The organism is Pontibacillus yanchengensis (genome assembly GCF_009856295.1).
Lineage (GTDB): Bacteria > Bacillota > Bacilli > Bacillales > BH030062 > Pontibacillus > Pontibacillus yanchengensis_A.
In genome coordinates, this window is the sequence record NZ_WMEU01000003.1 from 499,463 (window position 1) to 526,377 (window position 26,915).

The window sequence follows — 26,915 nt, forward strand, 5'->3', positions numbered from 1 at the left end:
GATAATTCTTCCCATTTGGTGTATTCCTTTATAGCAAAGCAATAAAACCTATCAACTATCTCCAACGAGGGCTAGTGATCACCTTTGGGTGAGGACTTGGCGTGAAGGGTATTCACCATAAAAATTAGTAATGCTGTACCACTTATAAAGTGATACAGCATTACTTTTCGTTAAGGATATATTTTTACGATGCTAGTTTTTCAAAATCTATCACTAAATCATAGAAGCGAGGTTTTTCTTCCAGATAAGGAACATGGTTGCTCTCTTGAAAAATGTATAAAGCCGAGTTAGGAAGTCGGTTAAAGATTTCTTGCGAGTATTGAACAGGGCATTGCGTATCAAATTGCCCGCAATAAATGTAGGTTGGTACTTGTACATCATGTAAGGATTGTCTTACGCAATAGGTTGGTAACTCTTTAGAAATATAATAGTTTAATCGTTTTGGCACAATTTGCGCATTATTTGATGAAGATGCGTAATAGTACGTGTATAAGTCAGGGCGGAAGAGGGATAAAAGTGTCCATTCCTTTTCTGCCTGTGCTTTCTCTTCTAATTGACTACCTGTAGCATTCAAGGTTTCCAAGATTTCTTGTATTTTCGTGAAGTGCTCGTTTTTTTGAGAATAGATACTATCTGGATGATCTTTATAGTCATTGGAAGCTGCAGCTCCTCCAACTAGCATCTTGGTTAACGAGTTAGGAAAGTGTACTGCATAGGTTAGGCCTAGCATTCCACCTGTTGAATTACCGGCAAATGCCCATGATGTAAGATTTAGATGCTCTCGTATCGCTTCTAAATCTTTAACGGTCTCTTCCATGCTTAATTCTTCTTCTGATTCAACCTTCGATGAGTTACCTGCTTCTTTTACATTTACAAGGAATACTTGAAAATGATTTGAAAATTGCTCAGCAAAGTCATATCCATTTTTGTTAAATTCCGTACATAAATGAGTAATACATAGTGGTTCGCCGCTTCCCTTTACAAATACTTCAAATGTTCCTCTGTTCGTTTCAACCAGTTGTTGTTTCCACATCCGTATCTCCACCTTTGTAAGTAGTCCCTATCGGGTATTTTGGATTCGCTGAAACTAAGCTTTTAGGTTCACTATTCCCCCACCGTATGCAATCGTCATTTTAAGAATATTTTTATATTTCTACTATACTGACGATTGAGTCGGGACAAAGGTTTCAGTACGAATGACATGGATTATTTTTACATGGGACACGTGTTAACGATAAACATTTTCTTCGCAGAATAGGCGGCCTACACGACGTAGGTTGGATTCGATGTTGCTGCGTGACGCAGCGATCTTAATCGAACCTTCTCTAAATCACTGTTGTCCAGTTAGTACGTCGCTAACCGGGCGCTTGCGCTTTTGTCACGTCCAGCTCCAGCGCCCAGCGACTAGCAAACTTCCTGCCCCTCCTTACGATAAGTCAACATCGAATCGCTTGCGCTCTTCGTGTTTCCTTTATCTCATACGGAGCCGTCCAGTTAGTACGTCGCTAACCGGGCGCTTGCGCTTTTGTATCATCCATCCGATTGATAGGAATAGTGACAGTAGAAATGTAATAACAAGAAACTTGAAATAAGGTGGGTAATACGTAAAGGAGATTGTATTTTCACCCTTTTCTAGCTCCACACCTAAAAAGGCATAATTTGCCCTGCGTATATCTTTCGTTTCTCCATTCACCTTAACGTGCCAGCCTTTCTCATAGGGGACTGGAATAGTCAAGAACTGGTCGTTCTGCTCATTGTTCAACTGAATGGTAATGTCATTTCCGTTCACTGAGACTTTCTGTGGCTGACCATTTCTTTGTTGTGCTGCCTGGTCTAATACGGAGTAATCTTGATGATATAGTTCTAGATCGTTAAGCGTGTAACTACCTTCAGGGACACGAATCGCCATTTGTTGATTTTTTGGTACGCGAATGGTTATATCATTTTTCCCAGTTCGATAAAACGATTCACGAGATTTTCTCGACGTTCGGAAATCGTTCACGTGAAGTGGAAACCATGGCGCCTCTTTCACGTTATTTTTTAGATGAAACGAAACGTATAGATCATTCGCTTCTTTTGGTAAGGAGGATAAATTGATGTTAATTCCACCTGTTTCGGAGGTAATATGTAACTGACCATTTTCATACGTACCCCCGACTGCTTCTACTTCAGCTTGATCCATTAGGTTGGGTAATGCTGTCAGAGTAGGGTGGTCTGTCTGAACGTTAGGCAAAATGATTCCTTTAAGCATTGCGTGCTCTCTTTCAACCATGGAGCGATCTTCCATCGACTCTTCATTATATATCTGACTAGACGTACGAGCGAAAGGTAGGGTGTTCGTATTACGATAGACCTGATAGTTTTCGCTCTCCATATATGGTTTGAATCCGTATGGAATGTTCCGGTCTGGCTCTTTTTGAGTGATGATGTATTTACCGCGTAGTAGGCTATACAAATTGGCGCGATTGCCAAATCCCGAATAGCGGCTGATACTTTCTTGTTTCATATCTATCTCAAGTTTCTCATAATACCAGAACAAAACATTTCGATTTAAAATACTAGAATAGACACTGGTTCCATTGAAATCTTGAATGATAGGTACATTGTTTCGATCATCCGTCCCTTTCCAATCGATACGGAAAAAGGACTTGTCCTGTTGTTGGATGCGATTAATTAATTTTTGCTGTTCTGAGGAATGATAACCACCACTCAAAATGTATTCTTTGGTTGTTTTTTCTACTTCTCCACCTTTATAAAGCTTGTCAAACTGATACGTATTCATCATACCTGCATTAGCTAGTAAGACGATGACACATGCTGAAAGCCATATTTTTCGTTTGTAGGCACTGATGAAAACAAAAGCTCCTATAACGATAATCGTTTGAACCAACATGTATTGATCAAATATTGTTCGGATGGCATAGCTTTGATCAAGCAGGGCAAATGCTCCATAAGCTAGCACTGCTAATAGAATCGAAATGAGGATGTGTCTTCTCTTTATGTAATCTTTCAGCTGTATTCCAGCAGCTACCATACCTCCAGCCACAAAAAAGCCGAGGTATTCAAATCGATGCCTTGGAGCGGAGAATCCATTAAAGACACTACCCATAAACGGACTGAAATGAAAAAGAATAAACAATAACGTTAAGGCAGCAAAAAATCGAAACAGATGATGCTTATACAAGGAGAATACGAACAGGAATAGCACGACAACAGTAGATAGCAAAAACGTACGACTATCGAGCAACATATTATCAGAAAAGTCGATAGGAGGTCGTTCTTGATTAAAAGCCGGCCGGTAATTTTGAAAGTAAGCATAGATGGTCGGTACAAACGCTATCGAACCGATTCCGAAACCAAGTAACCCTGATATGCCAAATTGCTTTATTTGTTGAAGCTTAGAAGTTTCCTTCTTTTGTAACGGAATGAACCAGCGAATCAGTATGTATATGCCGACAAATAACAGATTAATAAAGGCAAAATAAAAGTTGTTGAAAATGATGGCGGCAATCGCAATAATAAACCAGCCTGGCTTTTGTTCGCGGATGATTTTTTCTATACCAAATACAAGTAACGGTACAAACAGAAAGGCATCAGCAAAAAACTCCCAGTAGGTGACGTGTCGAAAATAAATGACACTAGCTCCATAAAGAGATGCTCCTATAAAAGCTGGGATCGTCCTGATAGAGAAATAACGAAATACCATAGTCGTTGCTATGATGACGAGAGACATTCGAATAATGCTAGTGAATATGGTAGCTTGAGCCCAAAACAATACATCTGGTGAGTCAATGATATGAAGAACCTCAAGCAAGTACACAACTATGATTGTAAGTATAAAAAAGAGGTTCGTTGAAAAATAATAGCCGAGCTGACCGAAAAAACCTCCACCAAACCCAAACTCAAGTGAGTAAAAGAAGTTGCCACTTGTATAGTTTTCATAGATCAATTGTTTAAAGGGGAGCATTTGATTCAATCCATCATTAGGTCCAGCCATATAACTGCCTTCCATCCATTGTTGTAAGAAAAACAGATGAGAAAGCGTGGCAATAACCAGACTAAAAAATAGAAGGGATAAGAGTTTACGTTTGTTCATTAGAGACCACCATTTATTGCTTTAATATTTTACTTGTAACGATAAAGGTAATGGGTACTGTGAAAAAAACAGCTACGATTGGGGCTATATTACTATTCCAACCGAAGCCATCTACAAAAATAAATACTAGTAAGGAAGAGGTGGAGACATTCACCACTTGCGTCAATGGAAACTTTAGAAATTTGGAAAGGGTTGGTTTTACTTTATAAGTGAAATATGTATTCAGAAAAAAGGAAATAACAAAACTTATGAGAAATCCAGTAATGTGTGACACCATATAATGAAGGTGTAGAATGTTGTGGAGGAATAAGAAGACAATATAATAATTGACGGTATTCATTCCTCCTACAATAATAAAGCGCGTTAATTCAGTATTGAGAGATCTGATCATTTGCATCATGTATATTCGTTTCCTTTATAAGATAGTGTGGGCGTTGTTTTACTTCATTGTAGATGCGACCTATATATTCTCCAATCACACCAAGGCTTACGAGCTGTACTCCTCCTAGGAAAAGAATCGCTGAAATGGTACTAAAATAACCAGGGACATCGATGCCAGTACGTATAACTTCAATGAACATGACAGTTATATAACCTAATGACAATAGCAATATGAGTAACCCTGTATATAAGCAAAGGCGAAGCGGCTTCGTATTAAAGGAGACGACACCGTCAATGGCATAGTTCAAGAGATTCGAAAAGGACCATTTCGAGTCTCCGGCCTGGCGACACACATTTTCATAATTAATAATTTTTTCCTCATACCCAACCCAGGAAAATAGACCTTTTGAGAAGCGGTTGGCCTCACTTAATTTCAAGACATCATTCACAACGTTTCTGCTGAGTAGACGAAAATCTCCCACGCCATTCTGCAAGGTTACATCAACTAACATATTGATGATTTTGTAGAACATCGTAGTGAGGCCTTTTCGTATTCTTGACTCACCATTTCGATTGCGGCGAGCGATAACTTGATCATATCCTTCTTCAAACCCCTGAATCATCTCAGGGATAAGGTGGCTCGGATGTTGAAGATCTGCATCCAAAATAATAATAGCATCACCATTAGCTTTTTGTAGCCCTGCTAGTAATGCTGCTTCTTTCCCAAAATTACGAGTAAACGATATATATTTTACTCGAGGGTAGGTAGCTGCTAGCTGCTGAATAGATGTTAGGGTTTTATCGGCACTACCATCATCAATGAAAATGAGCTCATAATCATAGTCAAGGTGGGACATATCCTTATGAATTGAGTCATAAATCAGTTCTATATTTTCTTCTTCGTTATATGAGGGGAGGATTAAGGAAATTAACGATCCATCCATACTCTATACCTCCAGATTATCTCCAGTTTATGAAACAGGAATGTGTTGTATAAAAATGGTAAAAAAGTTTCTTCATTCTATTTTACCTCTACATCCTTCCCGAATCTACTATTCTTTAATCATAGATTATCGGAAAAAGGACTTCCTTCATAAATTGGTTCGACACTGGTTAGGTAATAGATGCTAGAGTCTAGTGCTATGGACCTTATCATAACGTCATGGGGAATCTATAAGATGAGAAGAAAAGCAATAAAGATAATCGTTAGGATGAAAAAAATGATATAAATGATCGATAACATTTGAATACTTGAATTATGTTTTACATTTGTTTGAGATGTTAGATTTGATTCCCCTTTGTCACCTTCTTTGGCATATTTGTCAGAAGTCTTATTTACAACTTTTCCTACATAAAGAGTGCCTATTAGCGAAGCAATGGAGATGACAATAATAATGCCATATAGAATCGGATACATAGTAGTTACCTCCTTACAGATGGATTTGTTTTCATTATAATAGATATAAGGAAATATTGAAAAAAATAGGTTGCTTCTAAGGGAGATGAATATGGAAACGTTAAAAGTATTTAATGAGCATAGACAAGAAACTGGTGTTGCATCTAGAGAAGAAGTCCACCAAAAAGGCCTGTGGCACGAAACTTTTCAGTGCTGGTTTGTAAGTGTCGAAGATGGGAAGCCTTATGTCTATTTACAAAAAAGAAGTTCAACAAAACAAGATTTTCCAAACTTATTCGATATTACAGCAGCAGGCCATTTACTTTCACACGAAACACTTCAGGACGGTGTGCGAGAAGTGGAGGAGGAACTAGGCTTGTACGTTTCTTTTGATGAGTTGTACTCAGGAGGAATCAAAATCGACCCAGTAACTCTCGGGAACTTTGTCGATCGAGAATTTGCTCATGTATTTATCTATTTTTGTGAAAAAGATATTCACGACTTCACCCTACAACAAGAAGAAGTATCAGGTATGATAAAAGTAGAATTGAGTGAATTTAATCAGTTATGGGAAGAAAAGGTCGACCAAATCAAGATTACAGGGTTTGTAGTAGACGAAGAGGGCAAAGCGGAAGAATTAGACGAGAGTGTTGGACGAGACGCCTTCGTTCCACATAGTAAGGAGTATTATCAAGAGATTATTCAGGATATGTACGATTGTTTGGAGGAAAAGTGGAAGTAGGGGGGATCGGCGTTGATGTGGTTCCTGGATTTTAGGTAGAACTGGATTGTAAAGAGAGAGGACCAGTGCCATATCGAGGTAGAACTCACGCATATCCCACTGGAAGCTACGCATATCGAGGGGAAACTCACCCATATCTTGCAATTCATTCAAGCAAAAAAGCGAACCCACTAAAGGGTTCGCTTTTCTAATCGTCTAGGAAACTATAAATGGGTTAAGTTTGTGGATAACTTTGATAAAGTGAAGTGGCCACGTCCAGCTCCAGCGCCCAGCGACTAGTATGCTTCCCTCGCCTCGTACGATAAGTTAACATCGAATCACGCATGTTTTCGTGTTGCCTTTATCTCCTACGGAATCGAACGAACCTACATCGTGTAGGCCGCAGCATTTACGTGGCTAACCGGGCGCTTTTGTTCTTCCATTACACTTGATTACTCTTCAATCCTTCTTCATGCAAGGTTAAAGCTTCATCTAGCTTCGTAATGCCTTCTTCTATTTGTTCTTTTGTAATGGAGAGTGGTGGAATCATGCGGATGACTTCTGTTTTGTTGCCGCAGAAGTAGAACAGTGCTCCTTTTTCTAAAGCTAGTTCCAGTATATTCATTAACCCATCGCCATCTGCTTGTTTGGTTACAGGATCGACGACTTCGATTCCAATCAATAATCCTATGGAGCGGATATCACCGATGGATTCGTGTTTTTCTTTTAGCTCATGAAGGCGTTCGGTAGCATATGCTCCCACTTCCTTTGCGTTTTGAGGAAGGTTCTCTTCTTTTAATACCTCAAGGGTAGCTTCGGCTGCTCGACATGCTAATGGGTTTCCGCCAAACGTTGTCGCATGAGATCCAAGTGGCCATTGCTGCATTAATTCTTTAGATGCAACGGTTGCACCTAGTGGAAGACCGGATGCCATGGCTTTGGCGATCGCCATAATGTCTGGTTCAACGCCAAGTGCTTGGGAAGCAAACCATTCACCAGTACGTCCAAAGCCTGTTTGTACTTCGTCAAAGATTAATAGAATACCATATTCATCACAGATTTCACGTATTTTTTGAAGCCATTCTTTCGGAGGGATGATATATCCACCTTCGCCTAAAATGGGTTCCAGTATCATGCAAGAGACTTCATCAGGTGTAACTTGATGCTCGAATAAATTCTCGACGTCTTTCTCGAGTTGTTTCACACAATATTCGCCAACATCCTCACCCTCTGGACAACCTTTCACATCTGCATAAGGTAGCTGGTACGTTAATCCATTCGGTTGCATAAACTTACGATATTTACTCTTCGAAGTACTAACACCAAGTGCTCCCATCGTACGACCATGGAAACCACCGGTAAAGGAAATGACATAAGGACGTTCCTTCACATGTTTTGCTAATTTAATAGCTCCTTCAACAGCCTCGGTACCACTATTACCGAAGAAGAAACAATCCAAGTCACCAGGAAGTACTTCAGCAAGATCATTTGCATATTGCAGTATCGATTCATACATAATGACACCAGAAGGACCATGCAACAATTCGTCTGCTCCTTTTTTGACTGCATCCACGACTTTCGGGTGACGATGCCCGACGTTTGTTACCGCAATCCCGGAACTAAAATCAAGGTATTGTTTACCATCCGTTCCGTAATAGTAGCAGCCTTCTTCTTTTTCTACAGGTAAGTTAGGAAAGTCTTTTGCCATAGTTGGAGCGAGAAAATCGCTCATGTTGTTATATAGATGTTGCCACTCCATTTCTAGTCCTCCTTGCGGGTAATAGTACTTCTTCTTTTAGCCACGTCTAAATGCGCGCCTTGCGCTTTTGTTCATTATAAAAGCCAATGTGCCATTAGTGTAATGATTGGTAGTGTAATAATCGTACGTTGGATAAATATAACGACAAGTTCCCAGAATTTGATTGGGATTTTGGATTTTAATAAAAGGACGCCTATTTCAGACATATAAATCAGTTGTGTAATCGATACGCCAGCGATGATGAAACGAGTTAATTCACTCTCGATATTTTTCCCGATAACGGCTGGTAGGAACATGTCTGCAAAACCTACAATCATAGCTGGTGCTGCTGCACTGGCTTCAGGGATGTTCATCCATTGTAGCACGGGAACGATAGGAGCAGACAACCATGTGAAAATTGGCGTGAATTCAGCTAGAATCAGTGCTACTGTACCGAGTGCCATCACAATAGGCAATAAGCCGAACCAAATGTCTAATACGTTCGTAAATCCTTTTTTAAATACATAGCCCAAGCTGTTAACGGAGTTTGCTTTTGATACAGCAAGTTCCGTGCCCCATTTCATAATGGACTTGCCTTCTGGCACATCTTCAGAGATTTGCTTCCCAACTGGTTCATGATACGTCTTTTTCTTTAAAGATAGTGGTGGAATACGAGGCATGATAATTGCTGCCACGATAACAGCTATCGTAATGGAAAAATAGAATGGAACGAATAAGTGCTCAAGTCCAATAAAGCTAATAACAACAAGACTGAATGCAATAGAGTTAATCGAGAAGTTCGACGCAATGACAGATGCTTCCCGTTTGTCATAGTAACCTTGTTCATATTGTTGTGTCGTAATTAAAACACCTACAGGTCCTGCTCCCATCCATGATGCAGTGGCATCGATAGAAGAACGGCCTGGTAGAGTGAATAGTGGCTTCATAATTTTACGTAATAGTGTTCCTACGAATTCCATCAAACCAAATTCCATTAAGAATGGCATTAACAGAGCTGCGAACAAAAACCATGTCGTAAGTACAGGGATTAAGGAATATAAAACGGTACCTCCACTTGCCTGAGACCAAATCCATTCCGGTCCTAACTGGAAAAGGGTCAAAATGGCCAATAACGCTCCTAGTAAACGCAAGCTCGTCCACAATGGAGAGATCGAGAAAAGTTGCTGGAGGATTGGTTTGTCCATCCAAGCAGGCTTCATCGTTACTTGCACTAAAGCTAGAATGGAAGAAACAAGAATCAATGTTGTCATAATCGCTGGTAGTTGACTAGATAGTAGTCCTTGAACAGATTCAGCTAATATCCCTACTCCTATTGTAATTTTTCCTTGAAAAGGGAGAGGGACTAAGAATAGTAGAATCCCAATAATGGAAGGGATTAGAAATTTTAAGTGACCTGATTCTACTATGGATTTCTTTGGTGAGGAATGGTGGGCTATTGTTTCTTCATTCATTTGTATAAACCTCCTGTACGTCTAATTACTGTTGTTGATAAATATACATGATTATGATTTTTTATGCAATGGAAGTTTTAAATAAAATGATGAATCTATTACTTATGTAAAATATAGTTAATGGAGCAGTGGATAACCGTAAATAGTTGTTTTCATTCTTTATCTTGTGATACGTTTTGATAGAGGAACTGTATAGGAAGGTAGAAGGTGGATAGAAATGAAAAAAATATTTGGTTTTCTATTGCTAGCTATGTTCGCTTACGTTCTGTATTCTGGCTATTCGATGTGGACGTATTCCACGAACTATCCTCCGGAACATACCGATGCGGCTATTGTCCTTGGGGCAGCAGCCTATCATGATGACCCTTCCCCTGTATTTGAAGAGCGGATTAAACATGGATTGAAGTTGTATAAAGACGATTATGTTGATAAGCTCGTTTTCACAGGTGGGAAAGGTTCAGGAGCAGCCTATGCAGAGGCGGAAGTTGCCAAAATGTATGCCATAGAGCATGGGGTTCCTGAAAGTGATATTGTGATTGAAACATCCTCCACAATCACAGAGGAAAATTTAAAAAACGCAAAGTCAAAAGGGGATACATCAAAAATAGACTCATATACAATCGTTAGTGATCCTTTTCATACCAAACGAGCTTTAGCAATGGCCCATAATCTAAATATGGACGCAATCGCTTCCCCTACAAAGACTTCAAAGTATAAAAGCCTCGAAACGAAGGTGCCTTTTTTCCTTAGAGAATGGGCGTTTTATTTAGGGTACGAGGCAGCTTCCTTTATACGTTGAATTGACAATTGTGGAAGCAATACAGTATGATAAAAACAGAAATAAAGACAAATCATTATTCAATCAACTCTCAATCCAAGGAGTATGTTTTATGAAGGTTATTGTTCTTAACTAACACGTAATTTAATACGGTCTCAAGAAAGTGCAAAAGCTTACTGCAAGGTAAGCTGGGTTTGTTATACACTTTTTTGAGTAGTTAAGAACAATGAATCATAGCAAAGCAAATTGGGTTACTGAAACGCTATGGCATATGTGTCATAGCGTTTTTTGTCTTCTGGTAGAAATAAGGGTGGATATCTATCCCGCCTTATTCATAACTAGAGTCGCGTACCAACCAAGCGATTGAATAATGAATCGCCTAGGCTAAGCTGCAATGATCACATTCATTGCAGCTTTTTTATTTCATACACTAGGAAATTATAAAATTCAATGCTTGTGTATAACTAAAAAAAGAAGTGGCCACGTCCAGCTCCAGCGCCCAGCGACTAGCAAAATTCCTGCTCCTCCTTACGATAAGTCAACATCGAATCGCTAGCGCTCTTCGTGTTTCCTTTATCTCATACGGAGCCGTCCAGTTTGTACGTCGCTAGCAGGGCGCTTGCGCTTTTGTTCTTTTTTTATTAAATAAAGTAACTAGGCTTTTGTCTGCCCCAAGGCTTGCCGTGCGGTGAGTTTATAAAATGATATGTATAAAATAGGAGGAACTGAAATTGAATCAATATGCATTTCAGGCATTAGAATGCGATTGGGTATTAAATGAAGTTGCCCACTATGCATTAACGAGTAAAGGAAAAGAAACGATAATATCGCTTGAGCCGTCTCTTCATACAAAACAAATTGATCGTTGGTTAGAAGAGGTTAGTGAAGCGGTACAAATATTAGATATAAGTTCAAGTGTCCCAATTCATAGTTTGGATGATGTAACAGGAATGTTGGAGTATGGCAAGAAGGGGATGTTTATTAGACCGGATCAATTCAAGAAGCTAGTATCATTTCTTGACCATTGCTCCAAATTAAAGCGATTTATGAAGGATAAAGGATATATTGCTCCGACGATTGCTACCTATGCAGATTCAATTGAAGATCTGAGTGACTTGGAAGCTGATATTCAAAGTTGTATTCGGCACGGGCAGGTAGATGATTATGCATCGAAGGAGCTAGCTAAACTACGCAAACAAATTCACGCGCAGCTAACCAAGTTAAAAGACAAAATCCATCATCTCGCCAAGTCTAAAAAGCTATCCACCTATTTGCAGGAAACCGTTGTAGCTGAGAAAAATGGTCGCTTTGTCGTTCCTATTAAATCAAGCTACCGAACGAAAGTGAAAGGAACTGTCATTGACTCGTCTGCTTCAGGAGCTACGGTTTTCATTGAACCAGAAGAGATTACAACTATGCAGGAAGAATTAGAAATGCTTCGCTTAGCCGAAGAGCGAGAGGTGGAGCAGGTGCTTTATTATTTAACTGCACTTGTATTAGAGCGAGAGCATGAGCTGAGTGTGGCTGTTGAAACGATGCATCAATATGATGTCATTTTTGCTAAGGCTCATTATAGTAAGCAACTAAACGCTGCGCCTGCCACTATAAATGAAGACTATACAATTGACCTGAAAGAAGCTCGACATCCACTCCTTGGTGATCAAGCTGTCCCATTGACCGTGTATCTAGGATCTGACCAATATGCACTAGTCATTACAGGACCGAATACGGGAGGTAAAACTGTTACATTAAAAACGATTGGGCTGTTAACGTTTATGACGCAGGTGGGATTGCATATTCCCGCAGAAAAGGGAAGCTCTCTCCATTTATTTCATGATATTTTTGTCGACATTGGAGATGGTCAAAGTATTACAGAGAACCTGAGTACGTTTAGCTCTAGACTGGTGAATATCATTCATATACTGCAGGAAGCGAATGACCATAGTTTAGTCTTACTAGATGAATTAGGTTCTGGAACAGATCCTACAGAAGGTATGGGGCTTGCGACAGCCATATTAGACCAACTGTATCAAAAGGGTTCAACGATTTTTGCGACCACGCACTATAATGAAATGAAGGATTTTGCAGAGGAAAAAGAAGGCTTTCTCAATGGTTCGATGGAGTTTGATTTAGAAACCTTACGCCCAACGTACCGATTGTTGTTAGATACGACGGGAAAAAGTCAGGCTTTCCAAATTGCTTTGAAACTAGGGATGCACCCTGCGATTATTGAAAAGGCTCATTCCATATCGTATAAAGAAGATGCATCTTATTCATCAGCAGATACAGATACAAAGCAAAGTGATTTGGCAAAACAAGTTGCGGTGAATCGATATGCAAGACAATCATCAACCAAAGAAAAAGCAAAACTGGAGGATCGCATCCCTCACTATGATATGGGAGATAACGTTACGGTTCTAGCTACAGGTGAGACTGGCATTGTCTATAAAGGACCAGATAAAAAGGGAAATTATCTTGTTCAAATTAAAGGAGAAAAACAAACACTAAACCACAAGCGCATCCAATTGCATATACCTGCTAGAGATTTATATCCAGATGATTATGATTTTGATATCATCTTCAAATCTAAAGAATATCGAAAAGTACGGAAACAATTAGATCGTAAGCATGTAGAAGGGGTAACGTTAGAAGAAGAAGATTGAAGCATGAAGAGCCTAGAAGAGGGGTACCCTCATTATAGGCTCTTTTATTAGGTATCATAAAATAGGTATGATACGTTCATTATAGGAAGATTAGCGAAATGTATGGAGGGATAACATGAAATATGCGGTAGTAACTGGTGTCTCAAAAGGATTAGGGGCTTCTGTTGCACAAAGGAAATAGCCAAGAAAAATGAGGTTTCCTATACACATTATGCTTGTGATTTATCATCGGTTGAAGATCTAGAGCGTGTATTCACACTCATCATAAACCATATACGCGATAATCAACCTGAAGGTATTTACGTTGTGAATAATGCAGGAGTTGTAGAACCGATTGATCATGTAGGTGCTTTAGAATCAGGAAAAGTTGTTCAACATGTGCATGTTAATCTCATTGCCCCTATGCTCATTACGAATCTTTTCTATAATAAAGTGAGTGAGACTCCTGTAACAATCGTGAACATTACGTCTGGTGCTGCCAACAGGTCTGTGTATGGCTGGAGTGTGTATGGTAGTACAAAAGCAGGATTGAACTACTTCACAGAAACAGCTGCAAGTGAACAGGAACAACGAAATGGTCTTCATACTTCCATTGCGTTTAGTCCGGGTGTAATGGATACAGATATGCAGGAAGATATTCGTTCTTCTTCTGAAGACGCCTTCGCTGATGTAGACAAGTTTAAAGAATTAAAGGAAAAGGGAATGCTGCGTGACACGAATGTAGTTGCTCAGGCTCTACGAAAACTTTTATTTAAACAATCATTAGAGAACGGACAAGTGTACCATGTAAACGACTTACTAGACGAATGAGGTGAACGGAATGAGTTTGAACGAATGGTTCGATAAAGGTATGACACCACAGGAATACGTAAGTTCCATGACGAAGAACCAAGATAACTTGATGCACGTATATAATCATTTTACGTTACCAGAAGATCAACGTTTCTTTGACAAGGTAAAAGAGCAGAATCTTCGAGTAGTTGTTCTCACGGAAGATTGGTGTGGGGATGCGATGTTAAACATTCCTATTCTATTAAAAATTTCCGAGCAGACGAATATGGATGTACGATTACTCAATAGAGATGAGAATTTGGAATTGATGGACCAATACCTAACAAATGGTTCCTCTCGTGCCATTCCCATTTTTATCTTTATCAATGAAAAAGGGGAGGAAGTTGCTGTTTGGGGCCCTCGTGCTCCAGAGTTACAACAACTCGTAGACAACGGACGCGAAAACCTACCAAGCAAAGATAATCCTATTTTTGAGGAAAAGCAAAAAGAGATGATTTTATTTCTAACGAAAGCGTATCGGGAAAACGAGGAACTATGGTCCCATGTGTATAATAGTATTAAGTCGACGCTAAAATAATAAGTAAAGCTCCCAGTATTTGTTTACTGGGAGCTTTGTTGTGAGGAATTTTTGTAAAGCTGTGTTTATGGGTGGTGCTAATTTTTTATGAGATATCTTATTCCATATAAGAGGCATTATGTAAAATTGCAGCAAAAAGAATAATAGGAAGTCCAGAAGAACCAGCACTCGCCACTGTGGCTCCAATTAAAGGGCCAAGAACACCACTTAGGTTTACAACCCAGTAATTATAGCTGAACACCTTTTCTGTTTGATGTTCAGGAGTGTGTAGTGACAAGATGGCGTTACTAGAAGAATTAAATAATGTCCAGCCTACCCCTGCTGTAATTTCAAAAAAACCTATAACCCATACATTTCCCGATAAGACGACTCCGATTAAGCTAATTGCAGGTGTTATCATAGCTAAGGGATACATTTTATAAACCCCTATTTTATCACCAAGCCTACCACCTGGAACACTAAATTTTAATGAACTTAAAGGTGAAATACCAAGTAGGACTCCGACCTCTGCTGGAGTTAAGTCTAGCTTTTGACTGAAATAGATAGCCATAAATGGCATTGCCATGAATCTTGAAATATGAAATGCGAGATTTGAAATAAGTAATATCAATATCAACTTTGCAAGCTCTTTAAAGAATTTTTTACTCCTTCGTATCATTAGTATTTTCAGCTTTCTTATTAGATTTAAAGTAAGGCTCAACTATATTGAATCCAAATGTTGATACATAAAACCATTTACTATGTTCAGAATCCTCATTCATATATTGTAATTCCTCGAGTAAATCCTGATATTTTCTAACCCATTTTTTAAATTTTTCTTCTGATATTTTGACTTCAAGTTGCGCTGAAATATGGTTCCAATCTTTTGGGTTTTCAGTGTCATTCATAAATGCTGTTTCAGGTGCTTCAATAGCACGTTGTTTAGCTCTTTCTAGACCTGCTACAGTCATTATCTACCGCTTTCGCTATTCATCTCTTGGAAAGGTAACAGTTCATTTGATGGGATATAACTATGAGCAGTAGACTTAGAGCATATGAATCTGTATCAGATGAAAAAGTAACAGTATCAGATGAGAAAGTATTTAAAGATACAGGTGCCTTTGTTTGGGCTCATGACAAAGTATTAAAAGGGCACGCACTGGGTCTTTATAAAGGATATAGCAACAGACAGTTCGCACCAAAAGATGTGGCCAAACGAAATCAAGCAGCTGCGGTATTACATCGTTTGAAGAATGTATTAAAATAAACGTGTAGAAAATCCTGCTACTAATAAAAGTAGCAGGATTTTTTAGCACGTTGAAAAAGTAACATTTTTAGAAGTGAAGTAGTTCGACGTCAATGAAATTTGAAAGTAGTATGTATAAGTGCAACCAAACCTCTGTCTGAGCCTAAAGGCTTGCCACTCGGCAAATTTTTTATAGATAAAGCTAAGAAAAGTTATAAATGTAGTTCGATTTAGTTAATTTTTCAGAATTGATTGAATAGAAGGAATCTATCAGATATATTTGAACATAGGTCTTTATCTACTAAAGGTTATAAGGAGGAAAGGTTATGTCAAAAAAAAGAGAGATGCCCATAGTAGTGGCTACATTACCTTTGGTTATTATGATCATTGGAATGGGATTCACCATTATTAAATATGAAGGGGCTCCTCACATCCCGCTATTACTGGGAGCTTTTTCAGCATCTGTTATAGCATTAATTTATGGTTATTCGTGGGATGAGATTGAGCAGAGCTATTACACAGGCATACATAAATCATTACCGGCAATTGTCATTCTCATTTTAGTAGGTTTGATTATAGGATCTTGGATAGGTGGAGGGGTTGTTGGTAGTTTAATCTATTATGGATTAAAGCTCATATCTCCGGGCTTTTTCTTGGTTTCTATTATGCTATTATGTACTATTGTAGCTTTATCCATTGGAAGTTCATGGTCTACAATGGCTACTATTGGTGTTGCCGGGATGGGGATTGGAATCAGCATGGGCATTCCAGAACCAATGATTGCTGGAGCCATTATCTCAGGTGCATATATGGGGGACAAGATGTCTCCTTTATCTGATACAACGAACCTAGCTTCTGGAATAGCCAATGTAAATTTATTTGAGCACATTAAACATATGCTTTATACCACAGTACCTGCTTATATATTTGCATTTATTGTGTTTGCGGTACTTGGGAGACAATTCTCTGTAAACGCTTTCGAATACGGGAAGATTGAAGGAATTATGGAAAGTCTTCAAAACCATTTTCTGATTTCACCTTGGTTATTACTTGTACCTGTGGCTGTTATTGTTTTAGTTTTATTTAAAATACCTGCTCTTCCTTCTCTCAGCATTGGTGTTATTTTGGGTTTTTTATGCCAAATCGCTATACAAGGTGATGCAATAGGGACAGCCGTTATTTCTCTATATGATGGTTACACAATAGAAACGGAGAATCAGCTTATTAGCGATTTATTAAATAGAGGTGGGTTGAGTAGTATGATGTACACCATCTCTCTAACCATAGTGGCGATGATCTTTGGAGGAGTGTTGGAAGGTACAGGAATACTGAAACGTATGATGGATGGAATGGTCGACCTTGTTCGTTCAGGACGTGCTCTGATTCCAACCACAGTTTTAACATCATTTAGTACGAATGTATTGATGGCCGAACAATATATATCTATTATCATTCCAGCTCGCATGTATGCAGATTCTTACACAGAGAAAGGATTACATCGTAAAAATCTCTCTCGTGCTGTAGAAGATGGAGGGACTGTTACCAGCGTACTTGTTCCGTGGAACACAGGTGGGATATTTGTAGCTGGTACCTTAGGAGTAGAGACTCTCTCTTATGTACCTTATGCTTTCTTTAACCTGGCCACCCCTATTATTTCAATTATATTTGCATTGATTGGTTTTTCCATTGTCAAAACAAAGATGCAGGATAAGAAGAACCATGCTCCGAACGACGGTATGGACACTTCAGGTTGATTCTTTCAGTTAAGAAGACTTACGAGTTAATAAGCATGTAATTATTAAGTCTAAGCGGATAAAGAGTACACAACGAACTATGTTGTGTACTCTTTTTTTATTTGGCTCTGTTAAAGTTTCATGTTGATTTTTGAATCAACTAATTATGGTGGTACCCTTATTCAAAATAATGAGGCATAATCTTGAAGACTTGAAATTGAGATAAATTTGGTAATCCTGAAAGAGGGATGCTTCCGTAGATTTAGTTAGAATAAAGGTGGCCGTGGAACAACTCGCGTCCTGCCGGCGAGCTGGCAAGCCTCCTCGAGCCCAAAAATCGGGGCTCTGTGGGGTCTTGCCTACCTCTTTCTCCGGCGGGAGTCTCCTTGTTCCAGGCCACCTTTGCTAGTATTGGGAGCAACGGAAACATAGCGAACTTAGAGAGAGGTTGAGATATTTGAATATCTTCTGACGGTCTACACCCTAGTAAGTTCTAGTATAACAATTGGTTCATAACAAAAAATTCTGAGGCAAGAAAGCTAATGGACATTAGTTCGCTATTTGTAAAAAATAAAGTTTTATTTGTCCTTATAATCTACCCAGACATACAACATTTGGCCGCGAGTCCGATAGCCATTACCAGGTTGGGGTGAAGGGGAACTACGAGACTCCCGCGGGAGAAAGAGGTTGGTGAGACCCCGGAGGGAGCAAAGCAACTGAGAAGGCTCACCAGCTCGCCCGTAGGAAAGCGAGTTGCTTCACCGTAACCCCCTTCCACTTTTCAAGTATCGGACCCATTACCTTTTGAATATATCTCGAATCCAAGTCTTCAAGATAATGGGGCGATAATGAAATATAAACGGCACTATATAACTTAAGTTTTGTGAAAATACAGGAAGACATTTACAATTACAATTAAGGATAGTATGAAAGGACAGAAAACAAAACGATCAAAATCAATCTAAGACATCGTCATGGCTTCAATAAACTCATCTGAACTTAAGGCTTTTTTCCATCCTGATTGAAGAAGGAAGCGGAGAAAAAATCCTTGTAGACCTTCAAAGCCAGAGTGATCAAGCTTTAATGTCGTGCCAGATTCTTCTTCAATGAGTGTCCAGGTCACGACACTTGGTTTCTTTTTGAAAGCGTCTCCACCAAACGTATAAATAAGTTTATAAGGTCTGTTAATTTCCTTGACCTCACAATGCATCATACCGTCCCACGAACGCTTTGGTGTTGAGATGAAAGTGAATGTATCACCCGGTTCTAATTCATCTAGGTTTGAGTGTAAATTATGCTTCGTGAACCATTTTTCAAGTGCAGCTCGATTGGTTAGTGCAAACCACACCTTTTTCATAGAATGGTTATAATGTTTTTCAATATGGATGTTACTACCCATGTTGATTAGATCCTCCCAGAAGTTATGCTTTATTTTTATGAATATAAATGACTACTACTATTACTTAATGGTAAGAAAAGAATAATATTTTGTAAAACAAGACGTACTAATGGATAGGTGAGGGGGAGGGGCAGGTTATAAAAATGGCTATATTTCCTATTACGGAATTAACGCAGTATATGGCAAAGCAGATTATCTTACAAGGCATGTTTGAGCATTTTGGTTATATAGATGAAACGTTGAACCCTGATATTCATGAACCTTTAGCTTTCTATGATTTTGAGGACAATTTTCTCTATATCATGAAATATAATGGATTAACGGTATGCACAGGTGGATTACGAAGAGAAGGGAATCATTCAGGTAGGGTGGTAAGAGTGTCGGTATTACAGTCATTTCGAGGTAAGGGCTTTGCAAGAGAGATGATGAATTACTTAGAAAAGAAAGCTAGGACTGAACAAATGGTTTACCTTAGAGTTGAGACCAATAAAGAGTGGAAAGGCGCCATCACCTTATATAAAAATCTAGGTTATCAATTGGAGGAAGTAGATCAATCCAGGTATCATTTGGTAAAACAGCTACAGAAGGAGGAATCTTATGGAATATAGAGGGTCAACTGCTTATGACGATGATGAGTTCTTTGCTCAATTTTTATCTCGTAGAAATCGCGAAAATAGCCCGAATAACATCATAGAGAAACCGGTGTTGTTACATTTAATTGGGGATGTATCAGACAAGCGTGTGTTGGATATTGGATGTGGAGATGCGAGTTTTGCTAAGGAAATCAATTGTGCACATTATGATGGTGTAGAAGGGTCGTATAATATGGTGAAAGCAGCTAAAGAAAACGTAGCTGATACTGACTATCATATCTATCATTCTTCCATGGAGCAATGGGACTACCCCGTAAATACATATGATGTAATTGTTTCAAGGTTAGCGTTTCATTACATAGAACATTTGGACCCTATCTTTCACAACATCTATCATTCCTTGAAAGAGGGTGGGGAATTTATTTTTAGTGTTCAACATCCAGTACTAACATCTTCTTCTACAAGTGCAACTGGATCCAAACAGGACTGGAGGGTGGATGATTATTTTTATTCTGGGGAAAGAATAGAGCCCTGGATTCAAGAAGAGGTCGTAAAATATCATCGAACAATAGAAGAGTATTTTTCACTACTAATGGGAGCAGGGTTCAAGGTATGTCAATTGAAAGAATGTACACCTGAACAATCAAACTTTGCGAGCAAAGAAGAGTACGAACGAAGAATGAGAATACCTTTGTTCTTGATGTTTGCTTGTGTGAAGAAAACCTAAAGGCTTATTTATGCCGAACATTGCATACCTTTGTAAGTTATACTAACATGAACTATAAAAAAAGCATGGGACTTCTATTCGAAATCCCATGCTTTGTTAATATTACTTGCTAGCGCTAAGGTTCATTTATTATTAATGGTTCATATAATGGTCGATTTCCCATTGACTTACTTGTAGAGAGTAGTCGCTCCATTCTTCCTCTTTTTCTTCAATGAATACGCAAGATGTATGCTCGCCTAGGGCGTTCATTAAGACAGTATCCTTACGTAATGCATTGATTGCTTCTTTTAAGTTTGTAGGAAGTGTAGGAACGCTGTCGTCTGAGACTTCATATAGGTTACGGTATTCAGCCTCGCCTGGATCCATTTCTTTGCGAATTCCTTCTAAACCAGCATGAATTAGAACAGCTAATGTTAGATATGGGTTCGCTGTTGGGTCAGGGTTACGAACTTCGAAACGAGTTCCTTTACCGCGTGTAGTTGGAACGCGAATCATACAACTACGGTTCGAGTGAGACCAAGCTACACTTACTGGAGCCTCATAGCCAGGAACTAAGCGTTTATATGAGTTAACATTTGGGTTAGAAATCGCTGCGATACCACTAGCATGAGATAAAATTCCACCCATGAACTGTTTCATTGTAGTAGAAATTCCATCTTCTGCTGATTCATCAAAGAACGCGCTGTCTCCATCCTTGAATAAGGATAGGTGACAATGCATGCCAGATCCGTTTGCACCTGCAATTGGTTTTGGCATGAACGTTGCGTGATAGTCATGGTTTGTTGCTACGTCTTTAACCACGTTCTTGAATGTTTGGATGTTGTCAGCTGTTTTTAACAAACTATCAAAGCGGAAGTTAATTTCGTGCTGACCAGCTGCTACTTCGTGGTGGTTTGCTTCCATATCAAATCCAAAGTCTTTTAATACTCGAACGATATCGCGGCGAACTTTGTCACCTTTGTCTTTTGGAGAAGCGTCAAAATATCCACCTTTGTCGTTTCTTTGGCGAACTGGATAGCCTTCTTCATTAAGCTTAAATAAGAAGAATTCAGGTTCTGGACCAACATTTACAGTATAGCCCATGTCTTCAGCTTCTTGTACAGCGCGTTTAAGAATATAACGAGGGTCACCTTCGAATGGAGTGCCATCTGGCTTATAAATATCGCAGATAAAGCGAACCGTTTGATCGTCGTCAACTTTATTTGGAAGTACTTTGAAAGTGCTCAAGTCTGGAACTAGATACATGTCACTTTCTTGTATATCTGAAAAACCAGAGATAGATGAACTATCAAACATGGCTTCGTTGTTTAGGACACTATCAATCTCTTCAATTGGTAGTTCAACGTTTTTTGTGTACCCTAGCATGTCTGTGAATTCTAATAGAATAAATTCAACCTGTTGATCTTTTACTTCCTGCTTAATGACGTCTTTTGTGTAATTCATAAGGACTCCTCACTTTAATAAGTTTTAGATTTCTATACCCAACGTTTATGGATATGTATAACTTCAATTTCTTATGTTAAGAATTCTAACACAGAATGTTATAAAACCAAACCCGTTATTTAAAAAAAGATACCCTAAAATTTTTTGAATAAACAAAAATATTATAAAAAAGTGAGAGTAATAAAACAGAAAAAAGGGCGTAATAGAGGTATTCGTATATTCATAATAAAAGGTGGTAAGTGGAATGAAAAAATTTAAGAATTTTGTGTGTGATAGATTAGAGTAAATGGTAAAGGCAAACCAAAACATGAGTGATTCGATGTTAACTTATCGTACGGAGGCGAGGGAAGCATACTAGTCGCTGGGCGCTGGAGCTGGACGTGGTTATATCACTTTATCTAAATTATCCACAAGCATTAAATTTTCCTGAAAAAAAAGACAGATTCTAGGTAGATCTGTCTTTTTCCATCGTGTAGGTTGAAGCTTGATACTTGGTGTTTTAGTTAAGCTTTAACTTTTTTTAATTCTTCTAAAACTTCAGAGGGTTCGGCGCGGTCTTTATAGTCTTCTTTTGTGTATTCATATGCAATGGTGCCATCTTTACGAATGACATATGTGGCTGAAACGGGAAGAGTCCATGATTCATCTCCATTGCTTTCATTGACGTTCAATCCTTTTTCTTTATACACATCCACTAAATAATCAGGTAAGTGATAAACAAGATGGAAGTCGTTAGCCACTGTATTTCCTTCATCACTTAATACGTGGAAGTCTAAGTCATCTTTTTCTTTTGTGGATAAGGATGCGTCTGGCGTTTGGGGGCTGATTGCGATTAACTCTCCACCAGCTGCATGAATCTCATCTAGAATGTTTTGATAGGCTTTAAGTTCCATGTTGCAATATGGGCACCATCCACCACGATAGAATGTCACAATTGCAGGCCCTTCTGCTAGGACATCATATAGATTGACAGATTCACCTTTTGCATCAGGTAAGGTGAAATCAGGTGCTTCCTCACCAATTCGTAGCCCTTTTCCTTCAGAGGAGTTCTCCAATTCTTCTATAGCTTTACTCATTTTTTCCTGAGTGTCAGCTGAAGCCTTTTGTTTGAATTGCTCAATGTATTCTTTAAATTGTTGGTTCATTGTTGTCATGTTAAGATGCTCCTCTCCAAATTTTTGGGTGATACTTTTACACCATGAGTCTATCACGTTGTTATTTTCACAAAAATAAATTCGCTCATGTATAGAGATGTGGTTATAGTGACTTGTGAAAAATGGGTTTATAAATGTGTAATGTAGAAGGCTGTTGTCTTCCTTTTCGCCCCATTATCTTGAAGACTTGGATTCGAGATAATCTGGGTAAGAGAAATGTTTCCTTGTATTATTTAGAGAAAAGATGGGCCTGGAAATAGCTCGCTTTCCTGCGGACGAACGGTCGAGTCTCCTCGGGCCAAAATGCGGCCCTGTGGGGTCTCGACACATCCGTTTTTCCGCGGGAGTCTCGCCATTTCCAGGCCCATCTTTGCATTCGTTTGGTTTAACGGAAACATCGCCATTTGTTGTGGGTGTACACAAATGATATATGTTCTTCGTTAGGCAAATACATATCTTTTTGTGACAAAACACATTTTATTAAAAGATACCTTGGTTGTTCTGCAAAGCATGAAATATATAGTCCCACCACCTTTATTCTAACTAAATCTACGGAAACGTCGCTCTTTCTGTGCGATCACCAAATTTATCTCAACTTCAAGTCTTCAAGATTATGCCTCGATTGCTGAATAACTTATCTTACCTATTTTAAACAGCTGTATTCTTCGTATAGCCAATGAAAAAAGGACTTCTACATGATAATCATGTAGAAGTCCTTTTTGATCTTAAAAATAGTCTATTCATTCACTGTGAAATAAGCGTTCACGATCATATTCATCGTTTGTTGAGAAAGTTGTAGGTGATCCACGTTAGAGTTTGATATAAGTTCTTGCGTGTTTGCATCGTTAAATCTAATAGCTCGGCCTAGGTAGACTGCAAAAACACCAATCATTTGATTTAAGCGTTTTTCGTCTTCCGTTAATTCATCAACCTCACCTTGTTCCACAATCTCTAGTTCCTCGAAGTTGAGAGCCTTCTTCAAGATTTGTAGCATATCATGGTTCGAAGGAGGATTTGGGTTGGTTATATGGTAAATCTTACTTCCCTCTGCGCTTTTTACGCCATGGCTAAGAATGTCAGCCACATAATCTACAGGGACGAAGTTTGAGGTTCCTGTACTTGAGGCTATTACGCGGTACGTTTGATTTTCGTCTTTGGAACGTTTTACTCGCCTGCGGAATAAATCTAACGCTCTCATAAATCCATATAACGTAAAGTGAGAATCGGCCTCTCCTGTTTTGGAATCTCCAACGATAATCGAAGGTCTGAAAATAGATACATCCATTTTGCCTTGATAGGAAAGAGCGAGATGTTCTGATTTAATTTTGCTTTCTTCGTAAGGGTTATGAGCTGGGTTATCCTCTGGGTAGAGGGATTCTATTCCAATTTCACGTTTCCCAACTGTATATGCTGTACTTACATAGAAAAACTTCTCAACTTGTAAGTGTGTAGCTAATTCTAGGGCATGTTTTGTTCCACCGTAATTAATGTTGAACAGCTCGTCCCGTAAATCCGTGTCGAATTTCACAAGAGCAGCTAGATGGTAAAAGATGTCAATATTCCCTTGTAGCCTGTCCACTTGATCATCAGAAAAACCAAAGTTTGGTAGAGTGATATCTCCTTTGATGATTTCGATGCATTCTTGTTCTTCAGGTGAGAAAGATGTAGCCAGCATATCATTAGCTTTTTCAACATTGCGAACCAGGACGTATAAAGAATGTTGTTGATTTTTTACTAAATTTTTAATGAGTTTTTTACCTAAAAATCCTGTTGACCCTGTTAAAAAAATATTCATTTTTGTTCAACTCCCCTGAAGTAATCAATCTAAGAGGCGTCTTCTGTTAGAGTTTTGTTTTTATTCAAAAATGCTAAAGAGAGCCGGTTAAATTCTTCACTCTTTTCGATATTGCAGACATGTCCGCAGTCTTTTATGATCTCTAGTGTTGTATTCTTAACACCACGAAGGTCACGCTTTAATAGCTTTACGAAAAGATGATCTTCTTTGCCAGAGATGTAGAGCTTGGGTATAATTCTGGCTTTCTTTCCAAAACATTGTACAGGTTTATTATGAAAATCTAGGAAGTTTTTATACCATTGTAGGAAATCTTCCCTTCTCATTTTCTTCGCTTCTTTAATAAACATAGTTCTTGATACTTTATGGTTTGACTTTGGCATCATAATATAGGCGAATAGATGATATAACCAAATATATGGAGTGATATGTTTTATAAGGTTTCCTGTATTTAGTAGTAACTTTGATAATGGTGAAAATCTCGTAATACTACCACCCATCACTGCACTCTTTACTATAGATGGGTAATGATTCATTAATTTATTAATAATGATGGACCCTAACGAAATACCAACGAAATGGGCCTGGTTAATGTTTATATGTTGAAGTGTTTTGTGTACTTCTGATGCAACGAGTGTAAAGTTGAATGTGTTTTTGTACGACGTCGTCTTAGGTGATGTTCCATGCCCAGGCAAATGAAGAGATATAACGTTGTACTCCTTCATATAGGCATCAACTTGCTTATGAAAAATCCGTGAACTACCTCCGATTCCGTGTAATAATACAACATCTTCACGGTTTCGTTGACGAGTGTTATGAAAAATATATTCTAACAATGCATGTTCCCCTCTCGATGTATCTATAACTCTTCCTATTATAGCGATAAAAGGCTGTCAAATGAAAGGGTTTTTACAATAAAATTCGTTTTCTGTAGTAAATATACCTTTCGTATACCCTGTTAATGGGTTTGCATACTTATATTGCTAATTTTTATACAGTTCCATTGTAAATCAATTTAGATTATGTACAAAATAATGTTGTTCCAAAGAACAAAAGCTCAGTGCGCAAGTTTAGTGACGTGTGGGCTGTGGTCTTAATCACATAGGTCATTTCGATGCTGCTACGTAAGTTATCCTAAAGCAAACTTTCTATAGTGCGCTAGATAATAAAGAAGGAGCAGTCTAAGAGGGACTGCTCTTATTAAAAAAATAATTTTGGTTTAGGCGAGGTGTTGTTCTGTTTCTTATAAGAGGTAGATTGATTCTCTACTAATGAATCACAGGAGGTATTAAAATCATAAGGAATTGCTTGCTCATAAGGTGGGGGAAGAAGTTTGGCATTTCTGTTCTCACGATAATGAATGTCCACAGGATTACCTTCTGAGTTGTATTCTTGCTGGAGTTGCTTTACAACGATGTGGCCAATTTGTCTTCCTAGCTTTAATCCTTCATCATTATCGATTGGAAAGTGTACCCCTGCATATAATCTTGATTTTGCGCACTCTTCTGCCAGATCATGGAGACGACGTTTTTCTGCAGGAAAGAAGTAGCTTAGGATTACTTCAGCAGTGCCTGCCACCGCAGCATGCCCCGATGGATAGGAAGGGTGTCTAGGTGTGCATATAACTGTAACGAGATCATCATCCAATTGATTAGGTCGTGCCACAAGCCACTTAAATTTTAAATACCACGCTACCACAAAAGAATCATTGATTCCGGCTTGTAAGGCGGCTAAAATTCTCCCAGCCCGCGGAGCCTCTACACCATAGGTATCAATAAGGATGTCTGCAATTGGTGTCCACTGTTTCGTAGCAGGACCTCTTGACCAATAATAAGCGATTTCTTTTTCCCTTGGTGTTAGGTGAGCTAACGTTCGTTTTACCTTGCTTAATTGAGTATCCCAGTTAATGGTGTTGGGATGACGGACATCTAATAGGATTGGTTTACCACTTGGGGTTGAGAAACCACCATCCTCGTTATGCTCTATATAATAGGTGCTCCACGATCCAGAGTAAGGTGTTTCTGGATTACGAGGTGGGTGATCTTCGCCAGCATATGGTAATTCTGTCCACAACTCATAATCATATTTCTTGGCCATTTTTATCACCTTTTCCACAGTTTACTTATTATTACTATATGGATGTAGGAGAAAAGTGTATAGACCAGTATCCTATATTCAACTAAAAAGGGGGGAGAAAGAGAAAGAACCTAGGTAATAGGCTCTTAATAATAGGTA

24 protein-coding genes are annotated in these 26,915 nt (G+C 38.7%); 9 read left to right on the forward strand and 15 right to left on the reverse strand.

Annotated elements, in window-relative coordinates; translation table 11 throughout:
• Positions 1–184 precede the first annotated feature (184 nt).
• From GLW08_RS12280 to GLW08_RS12300, 5 genes are all read right to left on the reverse strand, one after another.
• The gene (locus GLW08_RS12280) at positions 185–1,033 is read right to left on the reverse strand and encodes an alpha/beta fold hydrolase (RefSeq protein WP_160848932.1); all 849 of its coding nucleotides are present in this window, start codon (positions 1,031–1,033) and stop codon (positions 185–187) included.
• A 438-nt stretch (positions 1,034–1,471) separates the two neighbouring features.
• Entirely contained in the window at positions 1,472–4,096 is a 2,625-nt protein-coding gene (locus GLW08_RS12285) for a YfhO family protein (protein WP_160848933.1), read from the reverse strand.
• Positions 4,097–4,109: 13 nt separating this feature from the next.
• Complete coding sequence (locus GLW08_RS12290; protein WP_160848934.1) at positions 4,110–4,496, reverse strand: GtrA family protein; 387 nt, start codon at positions 4,494–4,496, stop codon at positions 4,110–4,112.
• A complete protein-coding gene (locus tag GLW08_RS12295; RefSeq protein WP_160848935.1) occupies positions 4,465–5,421 on the reverse strand; it encodes a glycosyltransferase family 2 protein in 957 nt (318 codons plus the stop codon). The genes GLW08_RS12290 and GLW08_RS12295 overlap by 32 nt, the downstream gene beginning before the upstream one ends.
• Positions 5,422–5,648: 227 nt before the next feature.
• Positions 5,649–5,894, reverse strand: coding sequence for a hypothetical protein (locus GLW08_RS12300; protein ID WP_160848936.1), 246 nt, complete (start codon positions 5,892–5,894; stop codon positions 5,649–5,651).
• 91 nt (positions 5,895–5,985) lie between these two features.
• Between GLW08_RS12300 and GLW08_RS12305 the strand changes: the two genes are divergently transcribed.
• Positions 5,986–6,615 carry an NUDIX hydrolase gene (locus GLW08_RS12305; protein WP_237458419.1) on the forward strand — a complete coding sequence of 210 codons (630 nt, stop codon included), beginning with the start codon at positions 5,986–5,988 and terminating at the stop codon, positions 6,613–6,615.
• A gap of 421 nt (positions 6,616–7,036) precedes the next feature.
• Here the strand turns inward: GLW08_RS12305 and GLW08_RS12310 are convergent, their stop codons facing one another.
• Entirely contained in the window at positions 7,037–8,353 is a 1,317-nt protein-coding gene (locus GLW08_RS12310) for an aspartate aminotransferase family protein (protein WP_160848938.1), read from the reverse strand.
• Between the two features lie 74 nt (positions 8,354–8,427).
• Positions 8,428–9,804 carry a YjiH family protein gene (locus GLW08_RS12315; RefSeq protein WP_160848939.1) on the reverse strand — a complete coding sequence of 459 codons (1,377 nt, stop codon included), beginning with the start codon at positions 9,802–9,804 and terminating at the stop codon, positions 8,428–8,430.
• Between the two features lie 217 nt (positions 9,805–10,021).
• Here GLW08_RS12315 and GLW08_RS12320 point away from each other — a divergent pair, with 217 nt between their 5' ends.
• The 4 genes from GLW08_RS12320 (at position 10,022) to GLW08_RS12335 (ending at position 14,614) form a co-directional block, all read left to right on the forward strand.
• On the forward strand, positions 10,022–10,603 hold the full coding sequence (locus tag GLW08_RS12320) for a YdcF family protein (protein WP_160848940.1): 582 nt from the start codon (positions 10,022–10,024) through the stop codon (positions 10,601–10,603).
• A 710-nt stretch (positions 10,604–11,313) separates the two neighbouring features.
• Positions 11,314–13,245 carry an endonuclease MutS2 gene (locus tag GLW08_RS12325; RefSeq protein ID WP_160848941.1) on the forward strand — a complete coding sequence of 644 codons (1,932 nt, stop codon included), beginning with the start codon at positions 11,314–11,316 and terminating at the stop codon, positions 13,243–13,245.
• Positions 13,246–13,422: 177 nt separating this feature from the next.
• Entirely contained in the window at positions 13,423–14,055 is a 633-nt protein-coding gene (locus tag GLW08_RS12330; RefSeq protein ID WP_337193935.1) for an SDR family NAD(P)-dependent oxidoreductase, read from the forward strand.
• Between the two features lie 10 nt (positions 14,056–14,065).
• Positions 14,066–14,614, forward strand: coding sequence for a thioredoxin family protein (locus GLW08_RS12335; protein WP_160848942.1), 549 nt, complete (start codon positions 14,066–14,068; stop codon positions 14,612–14,614).
• 97 nt (positions 14,615–14,711) lie between these two features.
• Here GLW08_RS12335 and GLW08_RS12340 read toward each other — a convergent pair whose 3' ends face one another.
• Complete coding sequence (locus GLW08_RS12340; protein ID WP_160848943.1) at positions 14,712–15,230, reverse strand: MFS transporter; 519 nt, start codon at positions 15,228–15,230, stop codon at positions 14,712–14,714.
• 25 nt (positions 15,231–15,255) lie between these two features.
• The gene (locus tag GLW08_RS12345; RefSeq protein ID WP_160848944.1) at positions 15,256–15,564 is read right to left on the reverse strand and encodes a hypothetical protein; all 309 of its coding nucleotides are present in this window, start codon (positions 15,562–15,564) and stop codon (positions 15,256–15,258) included.
• A gap of 62 nt (positions 15,565–15,626) precedes the next feature.
• Here GLW08_RS12345 and GLW08_RS12350 point away from each other — a divergent pair, with 62 nt between their 5' ends.
• On the forward strand, positions 15,627–15,860 hold the full coding sequence (locus GLW08_RS12350; protein WP_160848945.1) for an S-layer homology domain-containing protein: 234 nt from the start codon (positions 15,627–15,629) through the stop codon (positions 15,858–15,860).
• Positions 15,861–16,165: 305 nt separating this feature from the next.
• Positions 16,166–17,593 (forward strand): Na+/H+ antiporter NhaC, encoded by a 1,428-nt coding sequence (nhaC, locus tag GLW08_RS12355; protein WP_160848946.1) that lies wholly within the window; start codon positions 16,166–16,168, stop codon positions 17,591–17,593.
• Between the two features lie 940 nt (positions 17,594–18,533).
• Here nhaC and GLW08_RS12360 read toward each other — a convergent pair.
• Positions 18,534–18,971: an SRPBCC family protein gene (locus GLW08_RS12360; RefSeq protein WP_160848947.1), complete on the reverse strand. Its 438-nt coding sequence runs from the start codon at positions 18,969–18,971 to the stop codon at positions 18,534–18,536.
• A gap of 143 nt (positions 18,972–19,114) precedes the next feature.
• Here GLW08_RS12360 and GLW08_RS12365 point away from each other — a divergent pair, with 143 nt between their 5' ends.
• The gene (locus GLW08_RS12365) at positions 19,115–19,579 is read left to right on the forward strand and encodes a GNAT family N-acetyltransferase (protein ID WP_160848948.1); all 465 of its coding nucleotides are present in this window, start codon (positions 19,115–19,117) and stop codon (positions 19,577–19,579) included.
• Positions 19,569–20,291 (forward strand): class I SAM-dependent DNA methyltransferase, encoded by a 723-nt coding sequence (locus GLW08_RS12370; protein WP_160848949.1) that lies wholly within the window; start codon positions 19,569–19,571, stop codon positions 20,289–20,291. The genes GLW08_RS12365 and GLW08_RS12370 overlap by 11 nt, the downstream gene beginning before the upstream one ends.
• 132 nt (positions 20,292–20,423) lie before the next feature.
• Here the strand turns inward: GLW08_RS12370 and glnA are convergent, their stop codons facing one another.
• From glnA to GLW08_RS12395, 5 genes are all read right to left on the reverse strand, one after another.
• Positions 20,424–21,734, reverse strand: a complete 1,311-nt coding sequence (gene glnA, locus GLW08_RS12375; RefSeq protein ID WP_160848950.1) for a type I glutamate--ammonia ligase — start codon at positions 21,732–21,734, stop codon at positions 20,424–20,426.
• Positions 21,735–22,237: 503 nt separating this feature from the next.
• Positions 22,238–22,888, reverse strand: a complete 651-nt coding sequence (locus GLW08_RS12380) for a peroxiredoxin-like family protein (RefSeq protein WP_160848951.1) — start codon at positions 22,886–22,888, stop codon at positions 22,238–22,240.
• Between the two features lie 736 nt (positions 22,889–23,624).
• Complete coding sequence (locus GLW08_RS12385; RefSeq protein ID WP_160848952.1) at positions 23,625–24,683, reverse strand: SDR family oxidoreductase; 1,059 nt, start codon at positions 24,681–24,683, stop codon at positions 23,625–23,627.
• Between the two features lie 29 nt (positions 24,684–24,712).
• Positions 24,713–25,516, reverse strand: coding sequence for an alpha/beta fold hydrolase (locus GLW08_RS12390; RefSeq protein WP_160848953.1), 804 nt, complete (start codon positions 25,514–25,516; stop codon positions 24,713–24,715).
• A 364-nt stretch (positions 25,517–25,880) separates the two neighbouring features.
• Positions 25,881–26,777: a vanadium-dependent haloperoxidase gene (locus GLW08_RS12395; RefSeq protein WP_160848954.1), complete on the reverse strand. Its 897-nt coding sequence runs from the start codon at positions 26,775–26,777 to the stop codon at positions 25,881–25,883.
• Positions 26,778–26,915: the final 138 nt, after the last annotated feature.